The following is a 25,853-nucleotide window of genomic DNA, read 5'->3' on the forward strand; positions in this document are numbered from 1 at the left end:
CGGCGGTTCAGACGTGGTTGGGGTTGCGGGCTACGCCCGCGTAGATGTCGATGAGCTGCTTGGTGACCACGTCGGGGTGGAAGGTGCGCTCGTAGCGAGCGCGGGCGGTCAGCGCCAGCCCGGGGCGCCGGCCCGGGCGACCGGCAGGGCGGCGGCGAGCGCGGCGGGCTCCGGTGCGACGACCCAGCCGGCATCGCCCAGACCGATCCCGTCCGGCATCGGCGACCCACCACCACCGCCGGCGACGGCGGAGGCGACCTGCGCCGGGCCGGTGCCGGCGGGCTCGTGCGGGGCGTCGGCTCCGACCAGGTAGGGGATGCCGCCCAACGCCGTGCCGAGCACCGGCCGGCCGCTGGCCAACGCCTCGATGATCACGGTCGGCAGTACGTCGTGCCACATGGAGGCGGCGATCACCACCGCACTCGCCTCGACGGCGGCCCGCACCCCGGCACGGTCGAGTTGACCGAGGTAGACGACGTCGGCCCGCTCGGCGGCGGCTGCCTCCACGAGCGGGCGCAGCTCGCCGTCGCCCGCCATGCGCAGCGTGCCCAGCGCACCCACCGGGTGCCGGCGCCAGGCGTCGAGCAGCAGGTCGACACCCTTCTCCGGGGAGAGCCGGGCCATGTAGAGGAACCCGTCACCAAGCGGCGTCGGCCGGCCCGGGTCGGGCACCGAGTTCGGCTTCACCACGATCCGTTCGTCCGGTATGCCGTAGTCACGGAGGTGATCGGCGATCGCCGAGGTGAGCGCGACGTACCGGTCGACGGAGCGCCAGGTGCCCCGGTGCACGGCAAGGGTGGTCGCCATCAACGCGCTCTGGGCCGCCGAGTCGCGGTAGCAGCGGTGCTTGATCGCCGGCACACCCAGCGCCCGGCCCTTGCAGTCCTGGCAGATCACGCCGTCACGGAAGTAGATCCCCGAGGAGCAGACCTGCCGGTAGTTGTGCACCGTCTGCACCACCGGCACGCCGTGGCGGTGCGCGGTCCGCACCACCCACGGCGACAGCAGGGGGTACGGGTTGTGCAGGTGCAGGACGTCCGGTCGGTGCTCGGTGAGCAGTCGGCTCAGGTCGTGCTGGGCGCGCGGCGCCCAGATCGGCGAGATCGGCAGCAGCGCCTTCGCCACCTTCGACATCGACGGGATCTCGTCCGAACTGCGGATGAACGGCAGCACCTCGACGCCGGCGGCGGTCAGCTGAGCGATCTCCGAGTCGACGATCGTGTTCTCGCCGGAGGGCTGTGCTTCCCGGTACCGGTTGTGCGCCACCACGATTTTCACGGAGCCTTGCCTTTCGTTCGCGGCCGTGCCGGCTTCTGCCCCCCGCCTGCGCGAAGGCTCGCTAGATCACGTCTGCGGGGCTCGCAGGCTCACGCCTCGCGCTCGCGACAGGGACTCGCGAGCTGATTCCGCACGCTCACCGGAAAGAAGGCTACCGTTGTGTCGTGCCCGAGCTACCGGAGGTTGAGGCGCTCGCGGGTTACCTGCGACAGCGCGCGGTGGGGCGGCGTGTCGACCGGCTGGAGATCGCCGCGATCAGCGCCCTGAAAACGTACGAACCGGCACCGACAGCGGTTGCCGGTCGAGCGGTGGTCGATGCCAGCCGGCACGGCAAGTTCCTCGACGTGCTCTTCGAGGGCGACCTGCACCTGGTGGTGCACCTGGCACGGGCTGGCTGGCTGCACTATCGGGAGGCGTTCCCGTCCACCACCCCGTTGCGTCCCGGCAAGGGCCCGATCGCGGTGCGCGTACGCCTCGACGACGGGTCCGGCTTCGACCTGACTGAGGCCGGCACCCAGAAGAAGCTGGCCGCATACCTGGTCAACGACCTGGCGACGGTGCCCGGGGTGGCCAAGTTGGGCCCGGACGCGCTCTCTGCGGACCTGCCCACCTTCGCCGAGCGGCTGCGGAGCCGGCGGGGGCAGGTCAAGGGGGTGCTGACTGACCAGTCGGTGCTGTCCGGGGTGGGCAACGCGTACTCCGACGAGATCCTGCACGCCGCGAAGCTGTCCCCGTTCGCGATCACCAACCGGCTCACCGACGACCAGATCGCCACCCTGCACGCGGCCACCCGGCAGGTCCTCGGTGACGCGGTCGAGCGGTCCCTCGGTCAACGGGCGGCGGAGCTGAAGGGCGAGAAGCGGTCCGGGTTGAAGGTGCACGCCCGCACCGGGCTGCCCTGCCCGGTGTGTGGGGACACCGTGCGTGAGGTGTCGTTCGCCGATTCGAGCCTTCAGTACTGCGCGACGTGCCAGACCGGCGGCAAGCCGCTCGCTGACCGACGGTTGTCCCGTCTCGTACGGTGAGTAGCCCCACTCGGCGACTACGGAGCGGAATCGCCCTTACTGAGCGGAAGCTCCGGTCCGCCATTCTGGCCACGCGCGCATCCATCGGTATAGTGGCCCGGTCCCCGGCTTCTGAAATGGTGCGGAGCCGGCCAGATCCCGCCGGCACCATCGGTCGCCAATCTCCTTCGGGGCGGCGACCGGTCGGAGCCCGCGTGGGAGACTGGGACGGTGGGCGACCCGGGCCCTCACTGCGAGTGAGCGGCCCGTGTCATGCGGGAGGACATGGGTGAGGTGACGGCAAGCCTCCAGCGCCCGGTATCCAACGAAGGCCGGAGCAGACTCGTGCGGCACGTCGACAGCTTCGAGATCCAGCCGCCGACGCCGTCGTCACACAACGGCGTCCCCCGGTCGGCGTGGACCAGGGCGCGACGTCGTGTCTCCCGTTGGCACCGCCCCTACATCGCGATCCTGCTGCTGCTCGACTTCGGCGCGGCGGCGTTCGCCAGCTGGATCGCGATCCAGCTGTTCGACCAGGCCGCCTCCGGTTTCTCCGGCACCCAGCAGGACCCGACCTGGTTCCACACGGTGTCCTACCTGCTGCTCCCGCTCGCCTGGGTGGTCATCCTCTGGAGCAACCGGGCGTACGACCGGCGCTACCTGGGGCTCGGCCCGGACGAGTTCAAGCGGGTGATCCGGGCGTCCGTGACCGTCGCCGCGACCGTCTCCTTCCTCGCCTTCTACACCAAGACTGAGCTGTCCCGGTACTCCGTCGGCACCGCGTTGCTCGGTGCGGCGCTGCTGATCCTCTGGGGCCGGTTCGTGGCCCGTTGGGCGCTGCACTACATCCGGCGGCGGGCCGGTCAGGCCGCTCACCGGATGGTGCTGGTCGGCACCCTGCCGGAGTGCCTGGAGGTCTACGCGGCGGTCACCCGCAACCCGAACGCCGGGCTGGTGCCCGTCGCCATCCACATCACCGACGGCTATGCGGCGGCCCGGGGCATGCCGACCCCGGTTCCGATCTACGCCGGTCGCGACGTTCTCGCCCTGGTCCGGGAGGTCGGTGGCGACACGATCGCCGTCTGTGGGTCGGCCAGCGCCGAGCCGGGCGAGCTGCGCCGGCTGGCCTGGCAGTTGGAGGGCTCCGGCGTCGACCTGGTGGTCGCACCGCAGTTGACCGACATCGCCGGCCCCCGGGTGCACATCCGGCCGATCGAGGGTCTGCCGCTGCTGCACGTCGAGGAACCGACCCTCTCCGGGCCGGCGCTGCTTGCCAAGAACCTGATGGACCGGGTCGCCGCCGGCCTCGGCCTGCTGCTGCTGATCCCGCTCTTCGCGGGCATCGCCGTGGCGATCACGATCTCCGACCGGGGTCCGGTCTTCTTCCGCCAGCCCCGGGTGGGGCACGAGGGGCGCACGTTCCGGGTGTGGAAGTTCCGGACCATGTACGTCGACGCCGAGGACCGGCTGGCCAGCCTTGTCGACCGCAACGAGACCGACGGCATGCTGTTCAAGATGAAGCAGGACCCGCGGGTCTTCCCGGTCGGTCGCTTCCTGCGGGCCACGTCGCTGGACGAGCTGCCGCAGCTGATCAACGTGCTCTGGGGTGAGATGTCGCTGGTCGGGCCCCGCCCGCTGCCGGCCGACGACGGCGACTTCCTGGGCGACGTGCGCCGCCGCCTGCTGGTCCGCCCCGGCATGACCGGGCTGTGGCAGGTCTCCGGCCGCTCCGACCTGTCCTGGGACGAGTCGGTCCGACTGGACCTCTACTACGTCGACAACTGGTCGCTGGCGTACGACCTCAGCATCCTGTGGCGCACCGTCGGCGTGGTGCTCGCCCGCAAGGGCGCGTACTAGGGGCTTGGCGCGCAGGCCCGCAGGGGCAAGGATCGCTGCGTGGCTGCCAACCTCTCCGCCGTGGTCGGCGTCGTCTCGCTCGTCACCGCGCTGACCGCCGCCCTGTTGGCGGTGCTGCGTCTCCGGGCTCGCCGGGGCATCGCCACCGCCACCCAACGGGCCACCTACGAGGTGCTGCACACCGCCGGTCTGGCCGCCGAGCCGCTGCGAGCCGGGCTGAGCGAGGCGGGCGCGGCGAAGGCCGTACGCCATCTGCGGGCTCTGGTGGGCGCGGCCGGGCTGGCGCTCGCCGACGCCGACCGGCTGCTGGCCCTCGACGGGCGCGGCACGCACCACGGCGAGCAACTGCTCGCGGCGGCCCAGCGGACGGTGGACACCGGCCGCTCGACGGTGCTCGGTGAGCAGGAGCTGCACTGCGACCGGGTCGACTGCCCGATCCGAGGGGCGGTGGTCGCGCCGTTGCAGGGGGCGGACGGCCGGGTGGTCGGCGCGTTGGTTGCCATCGCCGACGGCCCACCACCGCCGGGGTTGGTGCAGGCCACCCTGGAGACGGCGCACTGGGCCGGTAACCAGCTCGCCCTGGCCGAGCTGGATTCGTCCCGCGAGCGGCTGGCCCGCGCCGAGATCCGCGCGTTGCGGGCGCAGATCAGCCCGCACTTCATCTACAACGCGCTGACCGCGATCGGGTCGTTCGTCCGCACCGACCCGGAGCGGGCCCGGGAGTTGATCCTGGAGTTCGCGGAGTTCACCCGGTACTCCTTCCGGGCGCACGGGGAGTTCACCACCCTCGCCGAGGAGCTGCGCTCGATCGACCGCTACCTCACCATCGAGCGGGCTCGATTCGGCGACCGGTTGCAGGTGCGGTTGCAGATCGCCCCGGAGGTGCTCCCTGTGACGTTGCCGTTCCTCTGCCTGCAACCGCTGGTGGAGAACGCCGTTCGCCACGGGTTGTCCCGCAAGCCGGGCACGGGCATGGTGAGCATCGAGGCCCGGGACGCGGGTGCGGAATGCCACATCACGGTGGAGGACGACGGAGTGGGAATGGATCCGACCACGCTGACCGCCGGCATCGCCGAGCTGGCCCGCGGCACTGGCGACCCGGGCGACGACACGGGCCAGCACGTCGGTCTTTCCAACGTCGACGAGCGGCTGCGGTCGGTCTTCGGGGACCGGTTCGGCCTGGTCGTGGAGACCGGGCTGGGCTCGGGCACGAAGGTGAGCATGCGGGTGCCGAAGTTCCACCCCGGCGTACGGGCAGGGTCGTGAGCGAGCGAAGCGGGACGGGTGCGGTGAACGCGTCCGGTTTTCTGCGAGTGCTGGCGGTGGACGACGAGCCGCCCGCACTCGACGAGCTGGCGTACCACCTGCGGGCCGACCCCCGGGTGGCCCGGCTGCACACGGCCGGTGACGCGACGGAGGCGCTGCGGCTGCTCCGGGACGGTGACGTGGACGTGGTCTTCCTGGACATCCGGATGCCCGGGCTGGACGGGATGGAGCTGGCCCGGGTGCTGCGCCGGTTCGCCCGGCCGCCGGCGATCGTCTTCGTCACCGCGTACGACGACGGCGCGGTGGATGCCTTCGACCTGGGTGCCACCGACTACGTGCGCAAACCCGTTCGCGCCGACCGGCTGGCCGAGTCACTGCGTCGGGTGATCGGGTCGCGGGTGGTGCCGTCGCACCCGGCGGCGCTGGCCCGCGCCGAGGAGGACCCGACCATCCCCATCGAGTTGGCCGGCACCACGCGGATGCTGCCCCGCTCGGCGGTGCGGTGGGTGGAGGCGCAGGGTGACTACGCCCGGTTGCACACCGCCGAGGGGTCGCACCTGGTGCGGGTCTCGCTGGCCACACTGGCGGAGCGTTGGGCGGATGCCGGTTTCGTCCGGGTGCACCGGTCGTACCTGGTGCAGTTGAAGTTGATCGCAGAGCTGCGGCTGGTCAACTCCGGCTACGTCGTGGTGATCGACTCCACCGAGCTGCCGGTGAGCCGGCGGCACACCCGGGAGCTGAAGGACAAGCTGGTCAGGGCCGCGAAGCAGGACTGGAGTCGCTGATCCGGGAATGAGACGACAGCTGCCGTACGTTGTACGCTAGTCCGTACGACTTCCGGAGGCTGCCGTGACTGATTCCCCGTTCGACGCCGAGACCGAGTTCGACCGTCAGGTCGACCGACTGGTCCAGCTCGGCTACCCCGCCCTCGCCGGGCTGCCCGAGAGCGCCTTCCGCGAGAGGGTCGCGCCGCTGCGCGCGAGGGCGATCGAGGGTGCCGACGGGCTGTCCGCCCCCACCGACGCCCGGGTGCCCTTCCTGCTGGTCATCACCCGCGACCTGGTCGGTGTGCAGGAACGACTGGAGCTCACCACGCTGGCCGGCAAACGCAAGCCAGGCGTCCTGGACCGCCACTACGCCGAGGACGATCTGCCGCGCTTCGACCCGATCAAGGAGCTGGAGGTGCCGGCCGGACCGGCGTACCTGCTCTTCGACGTCGACCGGGGCGAGGAGTTCCGCAACCTGGCCCCGGCCACCGCCATGGAGGGGATCACCGCCCAGGGTCGGCTGCCGCTCACCATCGACGAAGGTCTGGCCTTCGTCACGCTGCACCCGGCCGCGCTGGCGAGCAACCGGTGCTTCTCGCTCGTCGGGTCCCGCTGCGGCGACAAGCGGGTGCCTGCGCTCTGGATCAGCCAGGGCGCGCCGAAACTGGGCTGGTGCTGGTACGGCAACCCGCACACCTGGCTCGGCTCCGCGTCGGCTCGGCCGGAGCGAGTCGGCCTGGAGTGACCGTCCGCTGAGGAGGGATGACCGGCCGCGCGGTTCCGCCTGACCGGCCCTCCCGGCTGACATAGCCGATGGCCTATTCTCCGAGTGCCGATTCCGTTACGGGGCGCAGGGTCGGTGTGGGCGGAGCCTGCTCAGGCCGCCCCGCCACCCTCACGTGGGGAAATCCATGAAGCTGTTCCCAGCCCGCCGCGCCCTGCTGGCCGGTGCCATCGTGGCGGCACTCGTGCTGCCCGGTGCCACACCGGCACAGGCCGCGGCAACGGGTGCCATCAGCGGACGACTGACCGCCAGCACCGGCACACCCGCCGCCGAGGTCCAAGTGCTGGTCTACGAGACTGAGAGCTGGAACTACGTCGACGACACCAGCACCAACGCCGACGGCAACTACACCTTCTCCGGGTTGCCCGCAGGCTCGTACCTGGTGGGCTACTTCCCGCTCGAGCAACCTGGGCAGTATTACCGCCAGCATTCGACGATCTGGGACGCCACCCCGGTGACCGTCACCGCCGGTGGCACCGCAAGGGCCGACGATCAGCTCTTCAGCACGGGCACCATCAGCGGCCAGATCGTCAACGCCGCAGGTGACCCGTTGCCCGACCTGGCCATCGACGCCCGAGAGGTCGACACGGACGCCTTGGCCGGGGGTCGCACGGACGACCAGGGTCGGTTCACCTTCGTCACGCGGCCGGGCCGCTACATCCTGAGCCTCCAGCCGATCCAGGGCTCCGACCAGGTGCAGTACGTGCCCGGAACGACCGACCGGGAGAGCGCCAGCGTCTTCGACGTGAAAACGGACGAGACGACCGTGGTGAACGAGACGGCGCTGCCGGCGGGCGGCCTCAGCGGCCGCTTCACCACTGCCGCCGGTGCCCCGCTCGCCGACGCCCAGGTCATCGTCAGCGCCACCACCGGTGCCAGCGGCGCCTACCTGCAGACCGACGCGAACGGTGAGTTCAGCGCGCAACTGCTCCCGGGCTCCTACATCGTCGGCCTGTTCGCCGGCGACCGGCAGCAGTACTACCGCGGCAAGTTGACGTCCGAGGAAGCCGACCACATCGAGGTGCGGGGCGGTCAGCAGACGACGATCACGGACTCACTGCTGGGCACGGGCTCGGTCACCCTGCAGGCGGTCGACTCGGTCACCGGCGCGCCCATCGCCGACTTCTGCGCCGAGTCGGTGTGCAGCAACGGCACGGGCACGGTGACCGTCACCGACCTGCCGCAGGGTCGCCACACCCTCTACCTGGACGCACCGGACCGGCTCCACTTCAACCGCGAGGTGACCGGGGTGCGGGTGAAGGCGAACGGCGACACCAAGCTGACCGTGAAGATGCGGCCCGGCGCGGTCATCAGCACCACCATCGTGGATCGGCAGAGCGGCGCACCGGTGGCGGACATCTGCCTGGACACCTTCCTGCCGAAGCAGGCGTCGCTCGGGGACGGCTACGGCGACTGCAGTGACCGCAACGGCAAGATCCAGGTGGGACCACTCGCCGCCGGCAACTACAAGCTCCTCGCGGTGCCGCGTAACGACACCTACGGCCGCCAGTGGGTCGGTGCCGACGGCGGCACCGGCGACGAGCGGCAGGCGGTGGCGGTCACCGCGACCGCTGGCCAGGTCGTCACCGGGCCGCAGGTCAAGATGGACCGGGCCGGCACGATCACCGGCACGGTCACCGATCCGACGGGGCAGCCGGTGCCGAACGCGGGCGTGTCGGTGTTGACCGCTCACCCCGGTGTCGGCGCCGAGGACGCCACCACCGACGAGCACGGCGTCTACACGCTCAAGCGGCTTGGCCCGTACGCGTGGCCGCTGGTGGTCGCCGCCAACCCGTACGCCAGTGAGTGGTCCGGTGACAAGACCAGCCGGTTCACCGCCACCCCGGTGACGGTGACCGCCGGGGCGGCCGCCACCCACAACGTTCAACTCGACCAGGGCGTCGAGCTGACCGGCACCTTCCGTACGCCGGACGGCACGCCCTTCACCAGCGGTTTCATCATCGCCCGCAGTGCCGACACGGGCGACATCGCGGGCAACGTGTGGCTCACCGACGGGCAGTTCAGACTGCGCCTCAAGGGACCGCAGCGGATCTTCTTCACATACAACACATCGCTCGGTGAGAAGCAGTTCGACGGTCGCTACCTGGTCACCCAGCCGGACGGCACCCGCAAGCTGGGGCTTTTCACCGTCCCGGCCAGCGGCAGCATGTCCGTGGACCTGGTCGTACCGACCAGCTGACGGTTCGACGTGGCGGGGCCGGCGGCGCGTGCCACCGGCCCTGCTCCGTGCCCGGGGAAGGCAGGTTCTGGCAGCGGCCAGCCGGCATGGTGGCGGAGTTATCCACAGCCGTGAACCGTTCTCCACAGGTTATTCACAACGCCACCCACTGATCTCCACGGCGGCTCCCTACAGTCGAGACCCATGACGCAACGCCGGGTACTGGTGGTCGAGGACGAACGGACCATCGCCGAATCCATTGCCGCCCGCCTCCGCGCCGAGGGCTTCAGCGTGGAGATCGCGGCGGACGGGCCCAGCGCGGTCGAGCAGTTTCGCAGCGGCCAGCCGGACCTCGTCGTCCTGGACGTGATGCTGCCCGGCTTCGACGGCCTGGAGGTGTGTCGGCGGATCCAGGCCGACCGTGCGGTGCCGGTGCTGATGCTCACCGCACGCGACGACGAGACGGACCTGTTGGTGGGGCTCGCGGTCGGTGCGGACGACTACCTCACCAAGCCTTTCTCGATGCGGGAGCTGGCCGCGCGGGTGCACGTCCTGCTGCGCCGGGTGGATCGGGCCGCCACCCCCGCGCCGCCAGCTATCCGCCTCGGCGACATCGAGATCAACGAGGCTGAGCGGCGGGTCCGCCGCGACGGCGCGGACGTGCACCTCACGCCGACGGAGTTCGACCTGCTGGTCCACCTCGCCGGGCGGCCCCGCACGGTGCTTCCCCGCGAACGGCTGCTCGCCGATGTCTGGGGATGGGTCGACGGGAGCGGCACCCGCACTGTGGACAGCCACATCAAGGCCCTACGCCGCAAGCTGGGCGCCGATCTCATCCGCACCGTGCACGGGGTCGGCTACGCCCTGGAGCTGCCGTCGTGACCGCCACCCTGCCCACCCGCCTGGACCGGGTGCTGGAACTGCTGCCCCGCCCGCTGGATCCGGTGCGCTCGATCAAGCTGAAATTGGGCGTGCTGCTGGTCGTCTCCGGTGCGGCCGGCCTCGGGTACTTCTCGTACGGCATCGGCTGGCCACCACCGGTGACCTCGGCGACCGCCATCGCCGTCGCCCTGCTCACCTCCCAGGTCCTCGCCCACGGGATGACGTCGCCGCTGCGGGAGATGACGGCGGCGGCCGGCGCGATGGCCCGGGGCGACTACACACGACGGGTCCGCGCCACCTCCCGCGACGAGGTCGGTGAGCTGGCCCAGGCGTTCAACAAGATGGCCGCCGACCTCCATGCCGCGGACCAGCGCCGGCGTGAGCTGATCGCCAACGTCTCGCACGAGCTGCGTACGCCGATCACCGCGTTGCAGGGCGTGTTGGAGAACATGGTGGACGGGGTGGCCGATCCCGAGCCCGCGGCGCTGCGCTCGGCGCTGGCCCAGACCGAACGGCTCGGACACCTCGTCGCCGACCTGCTCGACCTGTCCCGCCTCGACGCCGGGGTGGTGCCGCTGCGGCGGGTGCGGATGGGCGTGTGGGACTTCCTCGACGAGGCGGTGGAGCACGCGACGGCCAGCGCGTCCGGCGCCGGCATGGACGTGCACTTCGAGCTTCGCGAGTTGCTGACACCGCTGACGGTCGACGCGGACCCGTGGCGGTTGCACCAGGTGTTCGCGAACCTGCTCGACAACGCGGCGCGGCACAGCCCACCCGGCGGCGTCGTGCGGGTCAGCGCCGAGGAACACGGTGACCAGCTCCGGTTCGAGGTAAGCGACGAGGGCCAGGGCATTCCGGCGGACGAGCGTTCCCGGGTCTTCGAGCGGTTCACCCGCGGCGACCGGGCGGCCGGCGGCGGGACAGGTCTCGGTCTGGCGATCGCGCGATGGGTCGTCGAGTTGCACGGCGGCCAGATCCGGGTCCTCGATCCGGTCGGACCGCACCGGGGAGACCAGCCCGGCTGTCGCATCCAGGTCACCATCCCGATCGACGGGCCACACCGAAAAGAGGCCGCATGACCAGCCCTGGCAGCGTTCCCGTTCCGGCCACCGGGCCGACCGGAGCGCAGATCCCCCCACCCGTCAGACCCGGCACGGTTGCCCCGGCGGCCACCGGTCGGCCCCAACCGTGGCCGGTCACGCCGGCCCTGCCCAGGCCGCCGTCACTGATCGCGCGCCGCTGGCCAGGGCCGTCCGGCTCCGCCCGACCTCTGGTCCTGGCGGCCTTGACGGCAGCGACCGTCGTCGGCGCGTCCACGCTCACGATGGTTCGTCCCGGTCTCGGCTGGCTGGTGGCCGCGCTGGCCAGCACCGCCGCCCTCGTCACCGCCGCGCTGAACACCACCGCCACGCCTCCGACGAACACCCCCACGGCCGCGGTGCCACCCGGGCCGACGAACACCCCCACGCCTGCGGCACCATCCGGGCCGACGAGCCCCGGGACGGTCGCCGCGACACCGACCGCCACGCCGGCTCCGCCAGCCGCGGCGACCACCGCCCGTCCCGGTGCCACGGGGGCACCGGGGCGGGCGGCACAGGTCGCCTGGGCTGCCGCGACGGTCGCCTTGGTCGCCGTCGGCACGGTCCGGGCCGCCGGCTGGCTCTTCGCCCTCTGCCTGCTCGCGGCCGCGGTGACCGGGACGCTCGCGGTGACCGGTGGGCGAAGCCCGCTCGGGATGCTGGTCGCCGCGACGCTGCCGCCCGCCGCGACGGTACGGGCGCTCCCCTGGGCGGTACGCGGGCTGCGGTTCGGACAGCCGGCCACCTCCGGTATCGCGGTCGGACGCATCCTGACCAGCCTGGCGATCTCGGCCGGCCTGCTGCTGCTGTTCGGTCTGCTCTTCTCCTCCGCCGACGCGGTCTTCGAGAACCTGGTCACCGGCCTGCTGCCGGACGTCTCGTCGGTCGGAGTGCTCGGCTGGCTGGCGCGGCTGGCGCTGATCGGCGGAGCCCTCCTCGGTGGCGCGTTCCTGGTCAGCCGTCCACCCGATCTGGAGGGGCTGCGCACGACACCACCCCGACCGGCTCACCGGTTGGAGTGGACCCTCCCGCTGGTGTTGCTGGTCGCACTGTTCAGCGTGTTCGTGCTGGTCCAGCTGACGGTGTTGTTCGGCGGAGCGGGGCACGTCCTGCGCACGGCCGGGCTCACCTACGCCCAGTACGCCCGCGGCGGGTTCTGGCAACTGCTCGCCGTCACCGCACTCACCCTGCTGGTGATCGCGATCGCCGCCCGCCGGGCACCGAAGGCCACCCGGGCGGACCGCCTGCTGGTGCGCGTCCTGCTCGGCACGCTCACCGGGCTCACCCTGGTGATCGTCGCCTCGGCGCTGTACCGGATGCAGGTCTACGCGGACGCCTACGGCGCCACCCGGCTACGGCTCGTGGTGGCGACCATCGAACTCTGGCTCGGGTTGCTCTTCGTGCTGGTCGGGGTGGCGGTGGTGCGGTTGCGGGCCGACTGGCTGCCCCGGTTGGTGATCGGCACGGCGGTGCTGGCCCTGCTCGGACTGGCCCTGGTGAACCCGGACCGGTTGATCGCCGACCGGAACGTCGACCGGTACCTGCAGACCGGCCGGCTGGACGTCACCTACCTGTCCGGGCTGTCGGCGGACGCCGTACCGGCACTGGCCCGGCTGCCCGAGCCGATGCGCGTCTGCGCGTTGGGGCAGATCGCCGCCGAGCTGCCCTCGGACGGCCTGTGGGGGACGAACCTCGGCCGGGATCGGGCGCGGCGTGAACTCAGCAGCATCCCGCTGACCGCGCGGGCCGACTGCAACGGTGGCCGGTCCTGGTGACCTTCGCGGCTTGACAATCCCGCGCGGCGGGCGAGACTGCCGGGGTGGCCAAGCAACTCCCTGACGTGGGGTCGGGCGGTGCGGTACCGCCGCCCCGGCGGGCTCGGATCGTGCTGGCCGAGATCACCCGGCAGGACACCCGCGCCGAACGGACCCGCGCCGAGCTGGCCCAGCAGACCCAGGTCGGTGAGGCGCTGGTCCGCGGCCTGGTCCGGGCCCAACTCGCGCTGGCGTTGCGGCTCTCGCTGGTGGTGGTCATCGGGTTGGGTGGGCTGCCGTGGCTGTTCGCCATCGCGCCGTCGCTGGGCCGGACCACCATCGCCGGCGTCAACCTGCCGTGGCTGCTGCTCGGGGTTGCCTCCTTCCCGTTCCTGATCGGGGTGGGCTGGGCGTACGTGCGGCTGGCCGAGCGCAACGAGCAGGACTTCAGCGACCTGGTGCAGCGGCCGGAGCGCTGAGGTGAGCAACGATTTCGTGGTTCCGGCCATCGTGGCGGTCACCCTGGTCACCGTCGGGATCGGCTTCTACGGGCTGCGGCTGGCCCGGACCACGTCGGACTTCCTGGTCGCGTCGCGGGCGATCAGCCCGACGTGGAACGCGGCCGCGATCGGCGGGGAGTACCTGTCGGCGGCGAGCTTCCTGGGCATCGCCGGCCTGGTCCTCAAGGACGGCGTGGACGTGCTCTGGTACCCGGTGGGGTTCGCCGCCGGCTACCTCGCCCTGCTGCTCTTCGTGGCGGCACCGCTGCGCCGCTCCGGCGCGTTCACCCTGCCCGACTTCTGCGAGCTGCGGCTGGGGTCCCGCCGGCTGCGCATCCTGGCCACCGCCTTCGTGATCTTCATCGGTTGGCTGTACCTGGTGCCGCAGCTCCAGGGCGCCGGGCTGACGCTGGCAACGGTGGCCGGCTCCCCGTACCCGGTGGGCGCCCTGCTGGTGGCCGCCGTGGTCACCGCTAACGTGGCGCTGGGCGGGATGCGGGCGATCACCTTCGTGCAGGCGTTCCAGTACTGGCTCAAGCTGACCGCGCTCGCCGTACCGGTGATCTTCCTGGCGTTGCAGTGGCAGGCCGACGGCCGCCCGGCGGTGACCCCGCCCGACGGGCCGACGTTCCGGGTCGCGACCACCGTCGTGGTCGAGCACCGCGCGACCCTCACCCTGCCCGACGGCGAGATCCGGGAGGTACGCCCCGGCGACGAGCTGACCTTCGCCGCCGGCGACCCGGTGCCGGACGTGTCCGGGGTGGCCGCCGACGCCAGCGACTGGTTGCTGCCCAGCGCCGCGGGTGACGACGACCGGGGGCTCTTCGGGACGTACTCGCTGATCCTTGCCACGTTCCTGGGCACCATGGGCCTGCCGCACGTGCTGGTCCGCTTCTACACCAACCCCGACGGCGCGGCGGCCCGCCGGACAACCCTGGTCGTGCTGGCCCTGGTCGGTGCCTTCTATCTGCTGCCCACCCTGTACGGGGTGCTCGGCCGGATCTACACCCCGCAGTTGCTGGTCAGCGGGCAGACCGACGCGGTGGTGGTGCTGCTGCCCGGCGCGGCCCTCGGCGACGGGACGGTCGGGCGGCTGCTCACCGCGCTGGTCTCGGCGGGCGCGTTCGCGGCCTTTCTCTCCACGTCGTCCGGGCTGCTGACCAGCGTCGCCGGGGTGATCTCGACGGATGTGCTCGGCCGCGGCTCGGTACGCGGCTTCCGTCTGGCCACGGTGATCGCCGGAGCGGTGCCGACGGTGCTGGCGCTGCACGTCTCCGGACTGGACGTGTCGCAGGTGGTCGGGCTGGCCTTCGCGGTCGCCGCGTCGAGCTTCTGCCCGCTGCTGGTGCTCGGCATCTGGTGGCGTGGCCTGACCGACCTGGGCGCCGCCGCCGGTGTGCTGGTCGGCGGCGGGGCGGCGATCGGCGCGGTGCTGGTGACGGTGCTGGGCCCGCCGCTGTCCGGCTGGCCGGCCACGCTCACCACCCAGCCGGCCGCCTGGACGGTGCCGTTGGCCTTCACCGTGATGGTCGCGGTGTCCATGGCCACCCGCCGCCGCGCCCCCGCCGACGTCGCGGCGACCATGCTCCGCCTACACACACCGGAAGCCCTCCGGATGTAGAGCGCTCTGAGGTGCCTGTCCACCTCGGGGATGATCTCGGGTCCGCCCGTCGCGGGACGACAGAGCTGCCGATCGGCGGATAACGTCGGCGCATGACTGTTGAGCACCCCGCGCTCGCACTGCGTGGCCTGGCCAAGCGGTTCGACGGCACGATCGCGGTGGCCGGCGTCGACCTGGACGTCCCCGCCGGCTCCTTCTACGGCCTTCTCGGCCCGAACGGCGCCGGCAAGACGACGACCCTGTCGATGGCGGTCGGGCTGTTGCGCCCGGACGCCGGCTCGGCCCGGGTGCTCGGGCAGGACGTCTGGCAGGACCCGGTGGCCGCCAAGCGGCTGCTCGGCGTGATGCCCGACGGTGTGCGCCTGTTCGACCGGCTGACCGGTGCGGAGCTGCTGGCGTACAACGGTTTGTTGCGGGGGATGGACCCGGCGGTGGTCGACCAGCGGGCCGCGGAGCTGCTGGACGTGCTGGCGCTCGGCGACGCCGGTCGGACGCTGGTGGTGGACTACTCGGCGGGCATGAAGAAGAAGATCGGCCTGGCCTGCGCGCTGCTGCACGGCCCTCGGGTGCTGGTGTTGGACGAGCCGTTCGAGGCGGTCGACCCGGTCTCCGCCGCGCTGATCCGGGACATCCTCACCAGGTACGCGGCCGGCGGCGGCACCGTGGTCTTCTCCAGTCACGTGATGGAGGTCGTCGAACGGCTCTGCTCGCACGTGGCGATCCTGGCCAGCGGCACCATCAAGCGGGTCGGGACGATCGGCGAGGTCCGTGGTGACCGCTCGCTGGAGCAGGTCTTCGTCGAGGTGGTCGGCGGGCGCACCGCGACGGGTGAGGAGCTGTCGTGGCTGTCCCGGTGAGCACGGACGCCGCTCCCGTACGCACGGTCTCCGCCCGGCACTTCGTACGACTCAAGCTGCGCGTGATGGGCAACAACTTCCGTGGCCAGGGCTGGCGGATCGCGTTGTTCATCGGTGGCGTGTTCCTCGGCCTCTGGTTCGCCGCCAGCGGCTTCTTCCTCTTTGCCCTGCCCGGCCTGACGGGTGACGGCCAGTACGCGGTGCTGGTCGCGGCGGCGGGCGGTGGGCTGCTGGTGCTCGGTTGGCTGCTCCTGCCGCTGGTCTTCTTCGGTGTGGACGAGACACTGGACCCGGCCCGGTTCGCGCTGCTGCCGCTGCCCCGCCGCACCCTGGTGACCGGCCTGTTCGCGGCAGCTCTGGTGAGCGTGCCGGTGTTGGCGGTGCTGATCGCGTCGTTCGGGCTGGTGCTCACCGCCTGGTCGTTGGGCGGTTGGTCGGCGGGGCTGGTGGCGGTGGTCGGTGTGATCGCCGGGCTGCTGCTCTGCGTGGCCGCCAGCCGGGCGGTGACGAGCGCCTTCGCGACCATGTTGCGGTCCCGTCGGGTCCGCGACCTGGCGGCCGTGCTGCTGGCGGTGACCGCCGCGCTGCTCGGTCCGTTGCAGGTGTTCGGTCTCGCCGCGTTGCGGGAGGCCGACTGGACCCGGTTGACCGGCGTGGCGACGGTGATCGGTTGGACGCCGTTCGGCGCGCCGTGGACCGCCGGCATCGACGTCGCCCAGGGGCGGGTGTGGGCGGCCCCGGTCAAGTTGCTGATCACGGTGGTGGCGCTCGGCGCCCTGCTGGCCTGGTGGTCACGGTCGCTGGAGTCGGCGATGGTGGGTGCGGCGAGCGCCGGTAAGGCTCCGGTGCAACGCGGTGTCACCGGCGGCGCGATCGCCCAACTCTTCCCCAAGGTCGCCGGCTGGGCCCGTCGGGACCGGTTCGGCGCACTGGTCGCCCGGGAGGCCCGTTACTGGTGGCGGGACGCCCGCCGCCGGGCCAACCTGATCACGATCGCGGTGGTCGGCATCTTCGTGCCGGTGTTGATCAACGTTACGGGCGGGGACTTCGCGTTCGAGGACGGTGCCGGGGTCACTGCGGCCGCCAGCGACAGCTCACCGGTCGTGGTCACCATCTCCATGCTCCTCGTGGGTGTGCTCGCCGCCGTCACCCTGGCCAACCAGTTCGGCTTCGACGGCAGCGCGTACGCGACGAACGTGGTGGCCGGGGTGCCCGGCCAGGTCGAGTTGCGGGCCCGGATGACAGCCTTCTCGCTGTACGTGCTGCCGATGTTGGGCGTCGTCGCGGTGGTGTTGTCGTTTCTGCTCAGCCGACCGGAGTGGATCGGGCTCACCATCGGCGGCCTGGTCGCCACCTACGGTGCCGGGCTGGCGGTGAACAGCCTGATCTCGGTGCTCGGGGCATACTCGCTGCCGGAGACGAGCAACCCGTTCGCGATGAACAGCGGCGCGGGTATGGCGAAAGGGCTGCTCACCCTGCTGGCCATGCTCGCCTCGGCGGTCGCGGCGGTGCCGATGGTGGTGGCCGCTGCGCTGCTCGGCGACGCCTGGCTCTGGCTGGCCCTGCCGGTGGGTGCGGCGTACGGGCTGGGGGCGGCGCTGCTGGGCGCGTACCTGGCCGGTGACGTCCTGGACCGCCGCCAACCGGAACTGCTGGCCACGGTCACCCCACGCCGCTAGCCGGTCTGCCGGCTGGGGGCCAGGGCAGCGTCGGCGACGAAGCCACGCCAGGCGGCCGGAGCGAAGGTGAGGGTCGGGCCCGAGCGGTCCTTGCTGTCCCGAACCAGCACGACGCCGGGCAGATTGTCCGCCACCTCGACGCAATTGCCGCCGGAGTCGGTCGACCGAGTGGAGGTGCGCCAATGTGGTTCGTTGAGCGTCATGGTGTCACCTTCAGCTTCCGGATCAGATCCATTGAGGCGCTTGTGGAGAGTGCTTCGCCGAGGAGGCTATCCCATTTGCGATCAATCAATCGGAGTATCTCCGGGTCGTCAATAACGTGTCCGCGAGCGGCATTCTCCAGGTAGAGCACCCTGTCCCCGTCTGGCAGATCGGCGAACACGAAGCCGCCCCCGAAGCCGACATGCTCCCCGACGCTCAGTGGGATGACGTGCAACCGGACGAACGGCAGGTCGGCCACCTCAAGCAATCGGCCAAGCTGGGCATCGAGCACGGCCGGGCCGCCCACCGGCCGGTAAAGGCCCGTCTCGTCCACCAGGAAAACGCAATACGGCGGCATACTCCGGGACAGCAGCAGTTGGCGTTCCAACCGAACCGCAACAAGCTCGTCGACCACAGCCGGCGGATGCAGTCCACCGGCCGAGATGACAGCGCGGGCGTATTCCTCGGTCTGGAGAAGACCGGGCACGAGGCATGCCTCGAAGGCACGTAGGCGCGTCGCCTGCTGCTCGTATCCGCGCCACGGGACGAACCAGGATGGGCCGCGCTCCTGGTCCGCAGCCTTGAGGAGTTCGGCGAGGAGGCCGCCGGTGGCGAGGGCCTCGTCGGCGGCGACCGCGAATTCCATTGTCGGCCGACGCCGCCCGGTCTCGATGGCGGCCACCGTGGACGGACTCCACTTGGTCAGCGAAGCCATAGCCTCCTGGGACACCTCGGCACCGGCTCGGGCGGCCTTCAACGCCCGTACCCACATCTCGACGTTCATCCTTACCTCTCCGGTAAGTACGTGACCCCGCTGCGTAGTAAGCCCTGGCATCCTCCCCTCTCCGCGCCTCTCGGTCCAGGGTGGATGACACGCGGCCCGGCCGGTGGAGGCGATGTCCCGGCGTCCGGTCCTGCGTTCGGGCCGCCCTGGTCATCCCCCCGATCGGGGCGGCCCTCGTCGATCGGGAGGAGATCCGCCATGTTCGGGTTCATCCGTGGCAGGAACGGGCACGGCGCCGTCCGGAAGCGTCGTGCCACCGGCGCGGCCGCCCGCGCCAGGTGCTCGTGGCCAAGATCCGCGCAACATCAGAGTTGTTGGCGCCTCCCGCGTGTCGGAGGCAGCAACATCCGGGAAGTTGCTCGGATCTTGGAGCGTGACGTGGAGCGTCACCGGTGAGCCGCCCGCACCTGCCGATGCGGCCGCTGTGGCGGTGTCGGGGCTGCGGCGCGCTCTGGCCGTGCCAGCCCGCCTGGCGCTGCTCGCCGAGTACCGGCACGACCGTGTGGGGCTGCTGGTCTACCTGGGCTCGGCGATGGCGGAGGCGGGCGATCAACTCGCCCGCCTCAACGAGCGCCCCGCCGACCTGCACGAGCGCTTCCTTGGTTGGGCGAGGGCCCGGGGCGGCACAATGTTTCACGTGAATCATGAGCCGGGCGCCGAGATCCATTCCACCGATCCGTTCGCGGTGCCGAGCGGGCAGCGATCGCCGGTACGTCGACTGCGCGGCCGGCTCGCCGCGCCGGTGACTCTCTGGACGGCCCCCGGCCCGGCCGGGCTCACGGTGTCGTCCACCCTGGTCGCCGAGGGGGAGCCGGACCGGCTGGTCGGGCTGATCGACGCGGAGTCCGACTTCTGGGCGGCAGCCGAGGAGGCGGGCCGGTTCGCTGTCACGCCGCTCGGACCGCCGCACCGGCAGCTCGCCGACCGGTTCGCCGGCCTGTTCCCCTCTCCGGGCGGGCTCTTCGCCGCGGACACCTGGATCGAGACGCCCTACGGGCCGGTGCCGGCGGACGCGGGCGGTTGGGCCGCGTGCCGGCTGGACACCGCCCGGGAGTACGGCTGGGGCCTGCTGGTGGAGGCCACCATCGAGGCTGTCGACCTGGCCGAGGAGGCCGCTCCGCTGCTGCACTATCGCGGTCGGTACCACGAGCTGCCGAGCTGAACGGGCGACCCCCGGGGACCGACCGGTCACCGGGGTGATCTGAGTCACTCGGCGCAGCCAGGCAACCGCTCGGCGCACTCGACGACCGACGTCGATCTCGGCCTTCCCCGTCGGGGAGCGCGCTCTTTACGGTGCGCGAAACTCCCTCTGACGCCTGTGAAGGTGGTGATCCACAGATGTCCACGGACACACCCGCTCCGGCCGCTTCCCAGTCGGACAAGTACCTGGCCGTACAACGGTCGGACGAGTTCGCCGGGCTGCGGCGTGCGCTGCGCGGCTTCGTCTTCCCGATGACCGTCGCGTTCTTCCTGTGGTATGCGCTCTACGTCATTCTCTCCGCGTACGCCCGGGACTTCATGGGCACGAAGCTGTTCGGCAGCAACATCAACGTCGCGCTGGTCTTCGGCCTGCTCCAGTTCGTCTCCACGTTCCTGATCGCCTGGCTCTACTCCCGGTACGCGGACCGGAAGATCGACCCCATCGCCGACCGGATCCGCGCCGAGATCGGGGAGGTGACCCGTGAAGACGGTTCACGCGGTTGAGACGTTCCTCGCGGCTGAGGCGGGCAATCACACCGCCCGCAACCTGACCATCACGCTGTTCCTGGTCTTCGTGGCGGTGACCCTGGCCATCACGATCTGGGCCAGCCGGCAGACCAAGACGGCAACCGACTTCTACGCGGGCGGCCGGTCCTTCTCCGGTTTCCAGAACGGCATGGCGATCGGCGGCGACTACATGTCAGCCGCGTCGTTCCTCGGCATCGCCGGCATCATCGCGCTCTACGGCTACGACGGCTTCCTCTACTCGATTGGCTTCCTGGTCGCCTGGCTGGTGGCCCTCCTGCTGGTCGCGGAGCTGCTGCGTAACTCGGGCCGGTACACCATGGCCGACGTGCTGGCCTTCCGGATGCGCCAGCGTCCGGTGCGTACGGCGGCGGCGGTCTCCACCATCACGGTGTCGATCTTCTACCTGCTGGCCCAGATGGTGGGCGCCGGCGCGCTGGTCGCGCTGCTGCTCGGCATCAAGCCGGGCACGACCTTCCTCGGCATGGACGCGGCCACCGCGAAGATCGCCACCATCATCATGGTCGGCGCTCTGATGATCATCTACGTCACCGTGGGTGGCATGAAGGGCACCACCTACGTGCAGATCGTCAAGGCGTTCCTGCTCATGGGCGGCGCGCTGCTGATGACGATCCTGGTGCTGGCGAAGTTCAACTTCAACCTGTCGGCACTCCTGGGCCAGGCCGCCGAGGCGTCCGGCAAGGGCAGCGCGTTCCTCGAACCCGGGTTGCGGTACGGGGTCGAGGTCGCCGGCAACTCGACGCAGACCTTCTACAACAAGGTGGACCTGCTGTCGCTGGGTATCGCCCTGGTGCTCGGCACCGCCGGTCTGCCGCACATCCTGATCCGCTTCTACACGGTGCCGACCGCGAAGGCGGCCCGTAAGAGCGTGCTCTGGGCGATCGGCATCATCGGCACCTTCTACCTGCTCACCCTGGCCCTCGGCTTCGGTGCGGCGGCATTGGTGGGCAGCGCGGCGATCACCGCGCAGGACAAGGCCGGAAACACCGCGGCGCCCCAGCTGGCCGAAGCGCTCGGAATCGACTTCTTCGGCGGCGAACTGGGTGGTGCGGCGCTGCTGGCGATCATCGCGGCGGTCGCCTTCGCCACGATCCTGGCGGTGGTCGCCGGCTTGACGTTGGCCTCGTCGTCCAGCCTGGCGCACGACTTCTACGCCAACGTCATCAAGCGGGGTGACACGTCGGAGCGGCAGGAGGTACGCGTCGCCCGGATCTCCGCCCTGGTGATCGGCGCGGTGTCGATCGCCCTGTCGATCTACGCACAGAACCTCAACGTGGCGTTCCTGGTGGCGCTGGCCTTCGCGGTCGCCGCCTCGGGCAACCTGCCGGCGATCCTCTACAGCCTCTTCTGGCGGCGGTTCAACACCTCCGGCGCGGTGTGGGCGATCTACGGCGGTCTGGTCTCGGCCGTGCTGCTGGTGTTCTTCTCGCCGGTGGTCTCCGGCGCGGCGACGTCGATGTTCCCGGACCACGACTGGCAGTGGTTCCCACTGTCCAACCCGGGCATCCTCTCCATCCCGTTCGGTTTCCTGTGCGGGTGGATCGGCACCGTCATCTCCAAGGAGCACGACGAGGACAAGTACGCGGAGCTGGAGGTGCGGGCCCTCACGGGCTCCGGCGCCCACTGATCCGAGCGCTCGTCACGAGAGGCCCCCTGTGCTCAACAGGGGGCCTCTTCGTGCAAACGGGGGTCGGTAGGCTGACCGGCATGAAGGTTGCTGAGCGCTTCGGTTCCGGTCACCGCGTTCTCGTCACCGGCGGCGCCGGTTTCGTCCCGTCGCACCTGGTGGATTCCCTGATCGCCCGGGGCTGCACGGTGGTGGCGCTGGACAACTTCGTGACCGGCTCCAAGGAGAACGTCGCCCACCTGCTGGACCGGCCCACCTTCACGCTCGTCGAGGCGGACCTCTCCGACGGCCTGCCGACCGACCACCCGGCGCTGGCCGAGCGGTTCGACGCGATCCTGCACATGGCCTCGCCGGCCAGCCCCACCGACTTCGCGCAACTGCCGGTGGAGATCCTCCGGGTCGGCTCGGTGGGCACCCTGCACCTGCTGGAGCGCGCGGTCGCCGACGGCGCCCGGTTCCTGATGGCCTCCACCTCCGAGGCGTACGGGGACCCGAAGGAGCACCCGCAGCGCGAGACCTACTGGGGCAACGTCAACCCGATCGGGGTCCGCAGCGTCTACGACGAGGCCAAGCGCTTCTCCGAGGCCGCGACGATGGCGTACCACCGCTACCGCGGGCTCGACGGGGCGATCGTCCGGATCTTCAACACGTACGGCCCGCGGATGCGCCCGGACGACGGCCGCGCCATCCCCACGTTCATCTCCCAGGCGCTGCGCGGGGAGCCGATCACCGTGCACGGCACCGGCAACCAGACCCGTTCGATCTGCTTCGTCGAGGACCTGGTGCGGGGCATCCTGCTGCTGCTCGACTCGACCGAGACGGGCCCGGTCAACTGCGGCACCGAGCACGAGCTGACCATGCGGCAACTCGCCGAGTTGATCGTGTCGCTCTCCGACAGCAGCTCCGAGGTGACCTACGTCACCCGCAGCTCGGACGACCCGGAGATGCGCCGCCCCGATCTCACGCTCGCCCGTGAACTGCTCGGATACGAGCCCACGGTCGCGCCCGAAGATGGCCTGCGACGCACGATTGAGCACTTCCGGGCACGGCTAGGGTAACCAGTTCACCGCGTACCGCCTGCCGCTGAGTGTCGCCTGAAGGCGGCGGTGGCTCCCGCTACGTACCCTGAGTTACATGTCCGCGACTTCGTCTGCCGGCGTCCCGCATCCGTACCTGCACCGCAGCGCCGGGCGCGCGTCGGTGCCCGGCCCCGACCGGGGCGCCTCCGGGCGTGCCCGTCCGACCGAGGCACGCTTCTACCCGTCGTACGACGAGGAGGAGCCGAGGCCCGGCGGCCCGACGGGGCCACGTGGGCCCGGCGGCCCGGGTGGTGCCGGCGGCTCCGGGCGGCGTGGCCCGCGACCGCGCTGGGGTCGGATCGCCCTGGTGGCCGGGGTCGCGGTGCTGGTGCTGGCGTTGCTCGGCAGCGTGGGGGCCTGGCTCTACGCCCGCAACCTCAACAACGACCTGGCCCGCACCGACCCGTTCGCGGAGATCACCGGTGGCCGGCCGGTCAAGGCCGTCGACGGCGCGCTGAACATCCTGCTGGTCGGCAGCGACTCACGGGACCCGGACGCGCCTGTCGACACCAGGAGTGAGTGGCGCGCCGACACGGTCATCGTGATGCACATCCCGGCCGACCACCAGGAGGCCTACCTGGTCTCCATTCCGCGTGACCTCTACGTGCCGATCCCGGAGAGCGCCGGCGCGGACTGCGACTCCGGTGAGCGCGCGAAGATCAACGCGGCGTTCGCCTTCGGCGGGCTGCCGCTGGCGGTGCGCACCGTGGAGTGCTTCACCGACGTGCGGATCGACCATGTGATGGCGATCGACTTCGGCGGGTTCAAGGAGGTCACCGACGCCCTCGGCGGGGTGGACCTGAAGGTGGAGCGGACGGTCACCTCGATCCACAAGCCGTACCGGACGTTCACCAAGGGCACCAACCACATGGACGGCGCGGAGGCTCTGGACTGGATCCGGCAGCGTAAGCAGTTCCCGGATGGGGACTTCGCCCGGATGCGGCACCAGCAGGAATTCCTTCGGGCGCTGATGGACAAGGCGGCGAGCAGCGGCACGCTGGCGAACCCGAAGAAGCTCAACGATTTCCTCCAGTCGGTGACCGCGGCCGTAACCGTTGACCAGGGTTTCTCGGTTACAGACATGGCGCTGCAGTTCCGCAACCTGCGCGGCCAGAACCTCACCTTTGTGACCAGCCCGAACTCGGGCAGCGAGACGAGAAACGGCGAGTCGGTGGTCGTCTCGGACCGGGAGAAGGCGCTTGCCATGTACAAGGCCATGTCGGCGGACACCATGGCGGACTGGGTCAAGGCCAACCCGCCGAAGGGCAACGCCGGCGGCTGACCGTGACGGGCACCCCGCTGCCGACGGCCCGGCGGCGAACCCGCCGTTCGGGTCATCGAGTGGCGACGATCGACTGAATCCGGGAAGATCGACATCCGATTGATCCGAGATGAACTCGCCAAGTCGTTTTCATGTCCGTACAGTGGTGCCGCCCCCTCCTGATCACGAGCTGGAGCACGAATGCCGGTTCAGGCCAGTCGTCGCCCTTCCTCCTCCGGGTCTGCCGCGCCCAGCGGCCGGATCTCTGCGGCCATACCAGTGCAGCCACGCCCCGCGGGCGGTGGACCGGGCGGTCGTCCACCCGGCGGTGGCGACGGCGGCAGTTCGGGTGGGGGTGGCGGCCGCGCGGGTGGCGGTGGGTCGGCGAAGAAGGGGACCAAGCGCAAGGACCCCCTCTGGGCCCGGCTGACAGTGGTGTTCGGGGCGGTGCTGATGCTCAGCAGCGGGGCGGCCATCGTCGGCAGCAAGGTGGTGATCGGGCAGGCGACCGGCGGCATCGCCCAGCGCGACCTGCTGGGTGGGGCCGGCAAGTCCGACGCCGAGGGCGGGGCGAGCCTGGACGGGCCGATCGACATGCTGCTGCTGGGCGTGGACGCCCGGGAGCGCTGGGCCGCCGACGACGTCCGCTCGGACAGCATCATCATCCTGCACATCCCGGCCACGCACGACCAGGCGTACCTGATCTCCATCCCCCGGGACACCGAGGCGCAGATCCCGGCGTTCCCGAAGAGCGGCTTCACCGGCGGCACCGACAAGATCAACGCCGCGTTCCAGGCGGGTGCCCGCAACGGTGGCGGCTGGGAGGGTGGCGCGCAGTTGATGGCCCAGACGATCAAGCGCCTCACCGGGATCAGCTTCGACGGCGCGGCGATCATCAACTTCGGTGGCTTCAAGAACGTCATCGACACCCTGGGCACGGTGCGCATCTGCGTCAGCCAGGAAGTCAAGTCGCTGCACATGTCGTACGTCGACGGCAAGCCGATGTGGAACGCCGACGCCAAGAAGACCGGCAAGGCGCGCACCCCGGTGGTGCACAAGAAGGGCTGCCAGGAGATGGAGGGCTGGGCTGCACTGGACTACTCCCGGCAGCGCAAGACCCTCCGCAACGGCGACTACGACCGCCAGCAGAACCAGCAGCAGCTGATCAAGGCGATGGCCAAGAAGGCCACCGACCGCGGGATGCTGACCAACCCGGCCAAGATCAAGCAGTTGATCAAGGCGGCCGGCGAGGCGTCCGTGCTGGACACCGGCGGCGTGCCGATCGAGGACTTCATCTTCACCATGCGCGGGGTCACCGGCAACGAGCTGACCATGCTCAAGACCAACAACGGCACCTTCCACGCCAACGGCAACAACACCGAGGGTCTGAACGAGGAGACCAAGGAGATGTTCCGGGCGGTCAAGCAGGACAAGCTCGCCGAGTTCGTCTTCACCCACCCCGAGGTGATCTCCAACCGCAAGTGACGGCCGGGAGTCGCGAAAACCCAGCGACGGCATCGTCACCGCCCGTAGCCTGACGTGAGCAGGTTTCACGTATCGGCTGCGGGGAGGCGGTCACGTCCAGGTGGGGACGGAACGCGGCGGACCGGGCCGGAGCGGCCCCGTCGGCCCGAGCACACCGCGCCCG

The 25,853-nt window shown here is 70.8% G+C and carries 21 protein-coding genes and 1 pseudogene; 19 read left to right on the top strand and 3 right to left on the bottom strand.

Annotated features, from left to right (window positions below; all coding sequences use genetic code 11):
* Positions 1-7: 7 nt before the first annotated feature.
* Positions 8-1,278, bottom strand: a pseudogene (locus tag AC3CF1_RS18960) (glycosyltransferase).
* A 164-nt stretch (positions 1,279-1,442) separates the two neighbouring features.
* Here AC3CF1_RS18960 and AC3CF1_RS18965 point away from each other — a divergent pair.
* From AC3CF1_RS18965 to AC3CF1_RS19025, 13 genes are all read left to right on the top strand, one after another.
* On the top strand, positions 1,443-2,303 hold the full coding sequence (locus AC3CF1_RS18965) for an Fpg/Nei family DNA glycosylase (RefSeq protein ID WP_088950708.1): 861 nt from the start codon (positions 1,443-1,445) through the stop codon (positions 2,301-2,303).
* A 264-nt stretch (positions 2,304-2,567) separates the two neighbouring features.
* A complete protein-coding gene (locus tag AC3CF1_RS18970; RefSeq protein WP_355162061.1) occupies positions 2,568-4,139 on the top strand; it encodes a sugar transferase in 1,572 nt (523 codons plus the stop codon).
* Between the two features lie 39 nt (positions 4,140-4,178).
* Complete coding sequence (locus AC3CF1_RS18975) at positions 4,179-5,405, top strand: sensor histidine kinase (protein WP_141911837.1); 1,227 nt, start codon at positions 4,179-4,181, stop codon at positions 5,403-5,405.
* A gap of 23 nt (positions 5,406-5,428) precedes the next feature.
* A complete protein-coding gene (locus tag AC3CF1_RS18980) occupies positions 5,429-6,190 on the top strand; it encodes a LytR/AlgR family response regulator transcription factor (RefSeq protein ID WP_088950711.1) in 762 nt (253 codons plus the stop codon).
* A 64-nt stretch (positions 6,191-6,254) separates the two neighbouring features.
* Positions 6,255-6,917: a DUF5701 family protein gene (locus tag AC3CF1_RS18985; protein WP_488450958.1), complete on the top strand. Its 663-nt coding sequence runs from the start codon at positions 6,255-6,257 to the stop codon at positions 6,915-6,917.
* A 166-nt stretch (positions 6,918-7,083) separates the two neighbouring features.
* Entirely contained in the window at positions 7,084-9,156 is a 2,073-nt protein-coding gene (locus tag AC3CF1_RS18990) for a carboxypeptidase regulatory-like domain-containing protein (RefSeq protein WP_488450959.1), read from the top strand.
* 183 nt (positions 9,157-9,339) lie between these two features.
* Entirely contained in the window at positions 9,340-10,017 is a 678-nt protein-coding gene (locus AC3CF1_RS18995; RefSeq protein ID WP_088950714.1) for a response regulator transcription factor, read from the top strand.
* Positions 10,014-11,096, top strand: a complete 1,083-nt coding sequence (locus tag AC3CF1_RS19000; RefSeq protein ID WP_488450960.1) for a HAMP domain-containing sensor histidine kinase — start codon at positions 10,014-10,016, stop codon at positions 11,094-11,096. Before AC3CF1_RS18995 ends, AC3CF1_RS19000 begins: the two co-directional genes overlap by 4 nt.
* A 206-nt stretch (positions 11,097-11,302) precedes the next feature.
* On the top strand, positions 11,303-12,871 hold the full coding sequence (locus AC3CF1_RS19005; protein WP_488450961.1) for a DUF4153 domain-containing protein: 1,569 nt from the start codon (positions 11,303-11,305) through the stop codon (positions 12,869-12,871).
* A 44-nt stretch (positions 12,872-12,915) separates the two neighbouring features.
* Positions 12,916-13,329 carry a DUF485 domain-containing protein gene (locus AC3CF1_RS19010; protein WP_231927173.1) on the top strand — a complete coding sequence of 138 codons (414 nt, stop codon included), beginning with the start codon at positions 12,916-12,918 and terminating at the stop codon, positions 13,327-13,329.
* A 1-nt stretch (position 13,330) separates the two neighbouring features.
* Positions 13,331-14,971 carry a sodium/solute symporter gene (locus AC3CF1_RS19015; RefSeq protein WP_210791646.1) on the top strand — a complete coding sequence of 547 codons (1,641 nt, stop codon included), beginning with the start codon at positions 13,331-13,333 and terminating at the stop codon, positions 14,969-14,971.
* Positions 14,972-15,063: 92 nt separating this feature from the next.
* The gene (locus AC3CF1_RS19020; protein ID WP_088950716.1) at positions 15,064-15,828 is read left to right on the top strand and encodes an ABC transporter ATP-binding protein; all 765 of its coding nucleotides are present in this window, start codon (positions 15,064-15,066) and stop codon (positions 15,826-15,828) included.
* A complete protein-coding gene (locus tag AC3CF1_RS19025; protein WP_354983281.1) occupies positions 15,813-17,507 on the top strand; it encodes an ABC transporter permease in 1,695 nt (564 codons plus the stop codon). The genes AC3CF1_RS19020 and AC3CF1_RS19025 overlap by 16 nt, the downstream gene beginning before the upstream one ends.
* Here AC3CF1_RS19025 and AC3CF1_RS19030 read toward each other — a convergent pair.
* A complete protein-coding gene (locus AC3CF1_RS19030) occupies positions 17,504-17,710 on the bottom strand; it encodes a DUF397 domain-containing protein (protein ID WP_210791660.1) in 207 nt (68 codons plus the stop codon). The genes AC3CF1_RS19025 and AC3CF1_RS19030 overlap by 4 nt on opposite strands.
* Entirely contained in the window at positions 17,707-18,492 is a 786-nt protein-coding gene (locus AC3CF1_RS19035) for a helix-turn-helix domain-containing protein (protein WP_488450962.1), read from the bottom strand. Before AC3CF1_RS19035 ends, AC3CF1_RS19030 begins: the two co-directional genes overlap by 4 nt.
* A 532-nt stretch (positions 18,493-19,024) precedes the next feature.
* Between AC3CF1_RS19035 and AC3CF1_RS19040 the strand changes: the two genes are divergently transcribed.
* The 6 genes from AC3CF1_RS19040 (at position 19,025) to AC3CF1_RS19065 (ending at position 25,690) form a co-directional block, all read left to right on the top strand.
* Positions 19,025-19,654, top strand: a complete 630-nt coding sequence (locus AC3CF1_RS19040; protein ID WP_488452103.1) for a flavin reductase family protein — start codon at positions 19,025-19,027, stop codon at positions 19,652-19,654.
* A 176-nt stretch (positions 19,655-19,830) separates the two neighbouring features.
* Entirely contained in the window at positions 19,831-20,196 is a 366-nt protein-coding gene (locus tag AC3CF1_RS19045) for a DUF485 domain-containing protein (RefSeq protein ID WP_088950720.1), read from the top strand.
* Positions 20,174-21,865, top strand: coding sequence for a solute symporter family protein (locus AC3CF1_RS19050; protein ID WP_210791664.1), 1,692 nt, complete (start codon positions 20,174-20,176; stop codon positions 21,863-21,865). Before AC3CF1_RS19045 ends, AC3CF1_RS19050 begins: the two co-directional genes overlap by 23 nt.
* Positions 21,866-21,945: 80 nt before the next feature.
* The gene (locus AC3CF1_RS19055; RefSeq protein WP_355100171.1) at positions 21,946-22,923 is read left to right on the top strand and encodes an NAD-dependent epimerase/dehydratase family protein; all 978 of its coding nucleotides are present in this window, start codon (positions 21,946-21,948) and stop codon (positions 22,921-22,923) included.
* A 76-nt stretch (positions 22,924-22,999) separates the two neighbouring features.
* A complete protein-coding gene (locus tag AC3CF1_RS19060; protein WP_354983277.1) occupies positions 23,000-24,226 on the top strand; it encodes an LCP family protein in 1,227 nt (408 codons plus the stop codon).
* 180 nt (positions 24,227-24,406) lie between these two features.
* Complete coding sequence (locus tag AC3CF1_RS19065) at positions 24,407-25,690, top strand: LCP family protein (protein ID WP_488450963.1); 1,284 nt, start codon at positions 24,407-24,409, stop codon at positions 25,688-25,690.
* Positions 25,691-25,853: the final 163 nt, after the last annotated feature.

Source organism: Micromonospora sp. MGP-C2 (assembly GCF_057766525.1).

Excerpts from the sequence above, each read along its gene's own strand:
- AC3CF1_RS19065 (WP_488450963.1), top strand. The coding sequence starts at position 24,407 with ATGCCGGTTCAGGCCAGTCGTCGCCCTTCCTCCTCCGGGTCTGCCGCG.
- AC3CF1_RS19055 (WP_355100171.1), top strand. The coding sequence starts at position 21,946 with ATGAAGGTTGCTGAGCGCTTCGGTTCCGGTCACCGCGTTCTCGTCACC.
- AC3CF1_RS19045 (WP_088950720.1), top strand. The coding sequence starts at position 19,831 with ATGTCCACGGACACACCCGCTCCGGCCGCTTCCCAGTCGGACAAGTAC.
- AC3CF1_RS19040 (WP_488452103.1), top strand. The coding sequence starts at position 19,025 with ATGGCGGAGGCGGGCGATCAACTCGCCCGCCTCAACGAGCGCCCCGCC.
- AC3CF1_RS19020 (WP_088950716.1), top strand. The coding sequence starts at position 15,064 with ATGACTGTTGAGCACCCCGCGCTCGCACTGCGTGGCCTGGCCAAGCGG.
- AC3CF1_RS18990 (WP_488450959.1), top strand. The coding sequence starts at position 7,084 with ATGAAGCTGTTCCCAGCCCGCCGCGCCCTGCTGGCCGGTGCCATCGTG.
- AC3CF1_RS18970 (WP_355162061.1), top strand. The coding sequence starts at position 2,568 with ATGGGTGAGGTGACGGCAAGCCTCCAGCGCCCGGTATCCAACGAAGGC.
- AC3CF1_RS19060 (WP_354983277.1), top strand. The coding sequence starts at position 23,000 with ATGTCCGCGACTTCGTCTGCCGGCGTCCCGCATCCGTACCTGCACCGC.
- AC3CF1_RS19035 (WP_488450962.1), bottom strand. The coding sequence starts at position 18,492 with ATGAACGTCGAGATGTGGGTACGGGCGTTGAAGGCCGCCCGAGCCGGT.
- AC3CF1_RS18995 (WP_088950714.1), top strand. The coding sequence starts at position 9,340 with ATGACGCAACGCCGGGTACTGGTGGTCGAGGACGAACGGACCATCGCC.
- AC3CF1_RS19030 (WP_210791660.1), bottom strand. The coding sequence starts at position 17,710 with ATGACGCTCAACGAACCACATTGGCGCACCTCCACTCGGTCGACCGAC.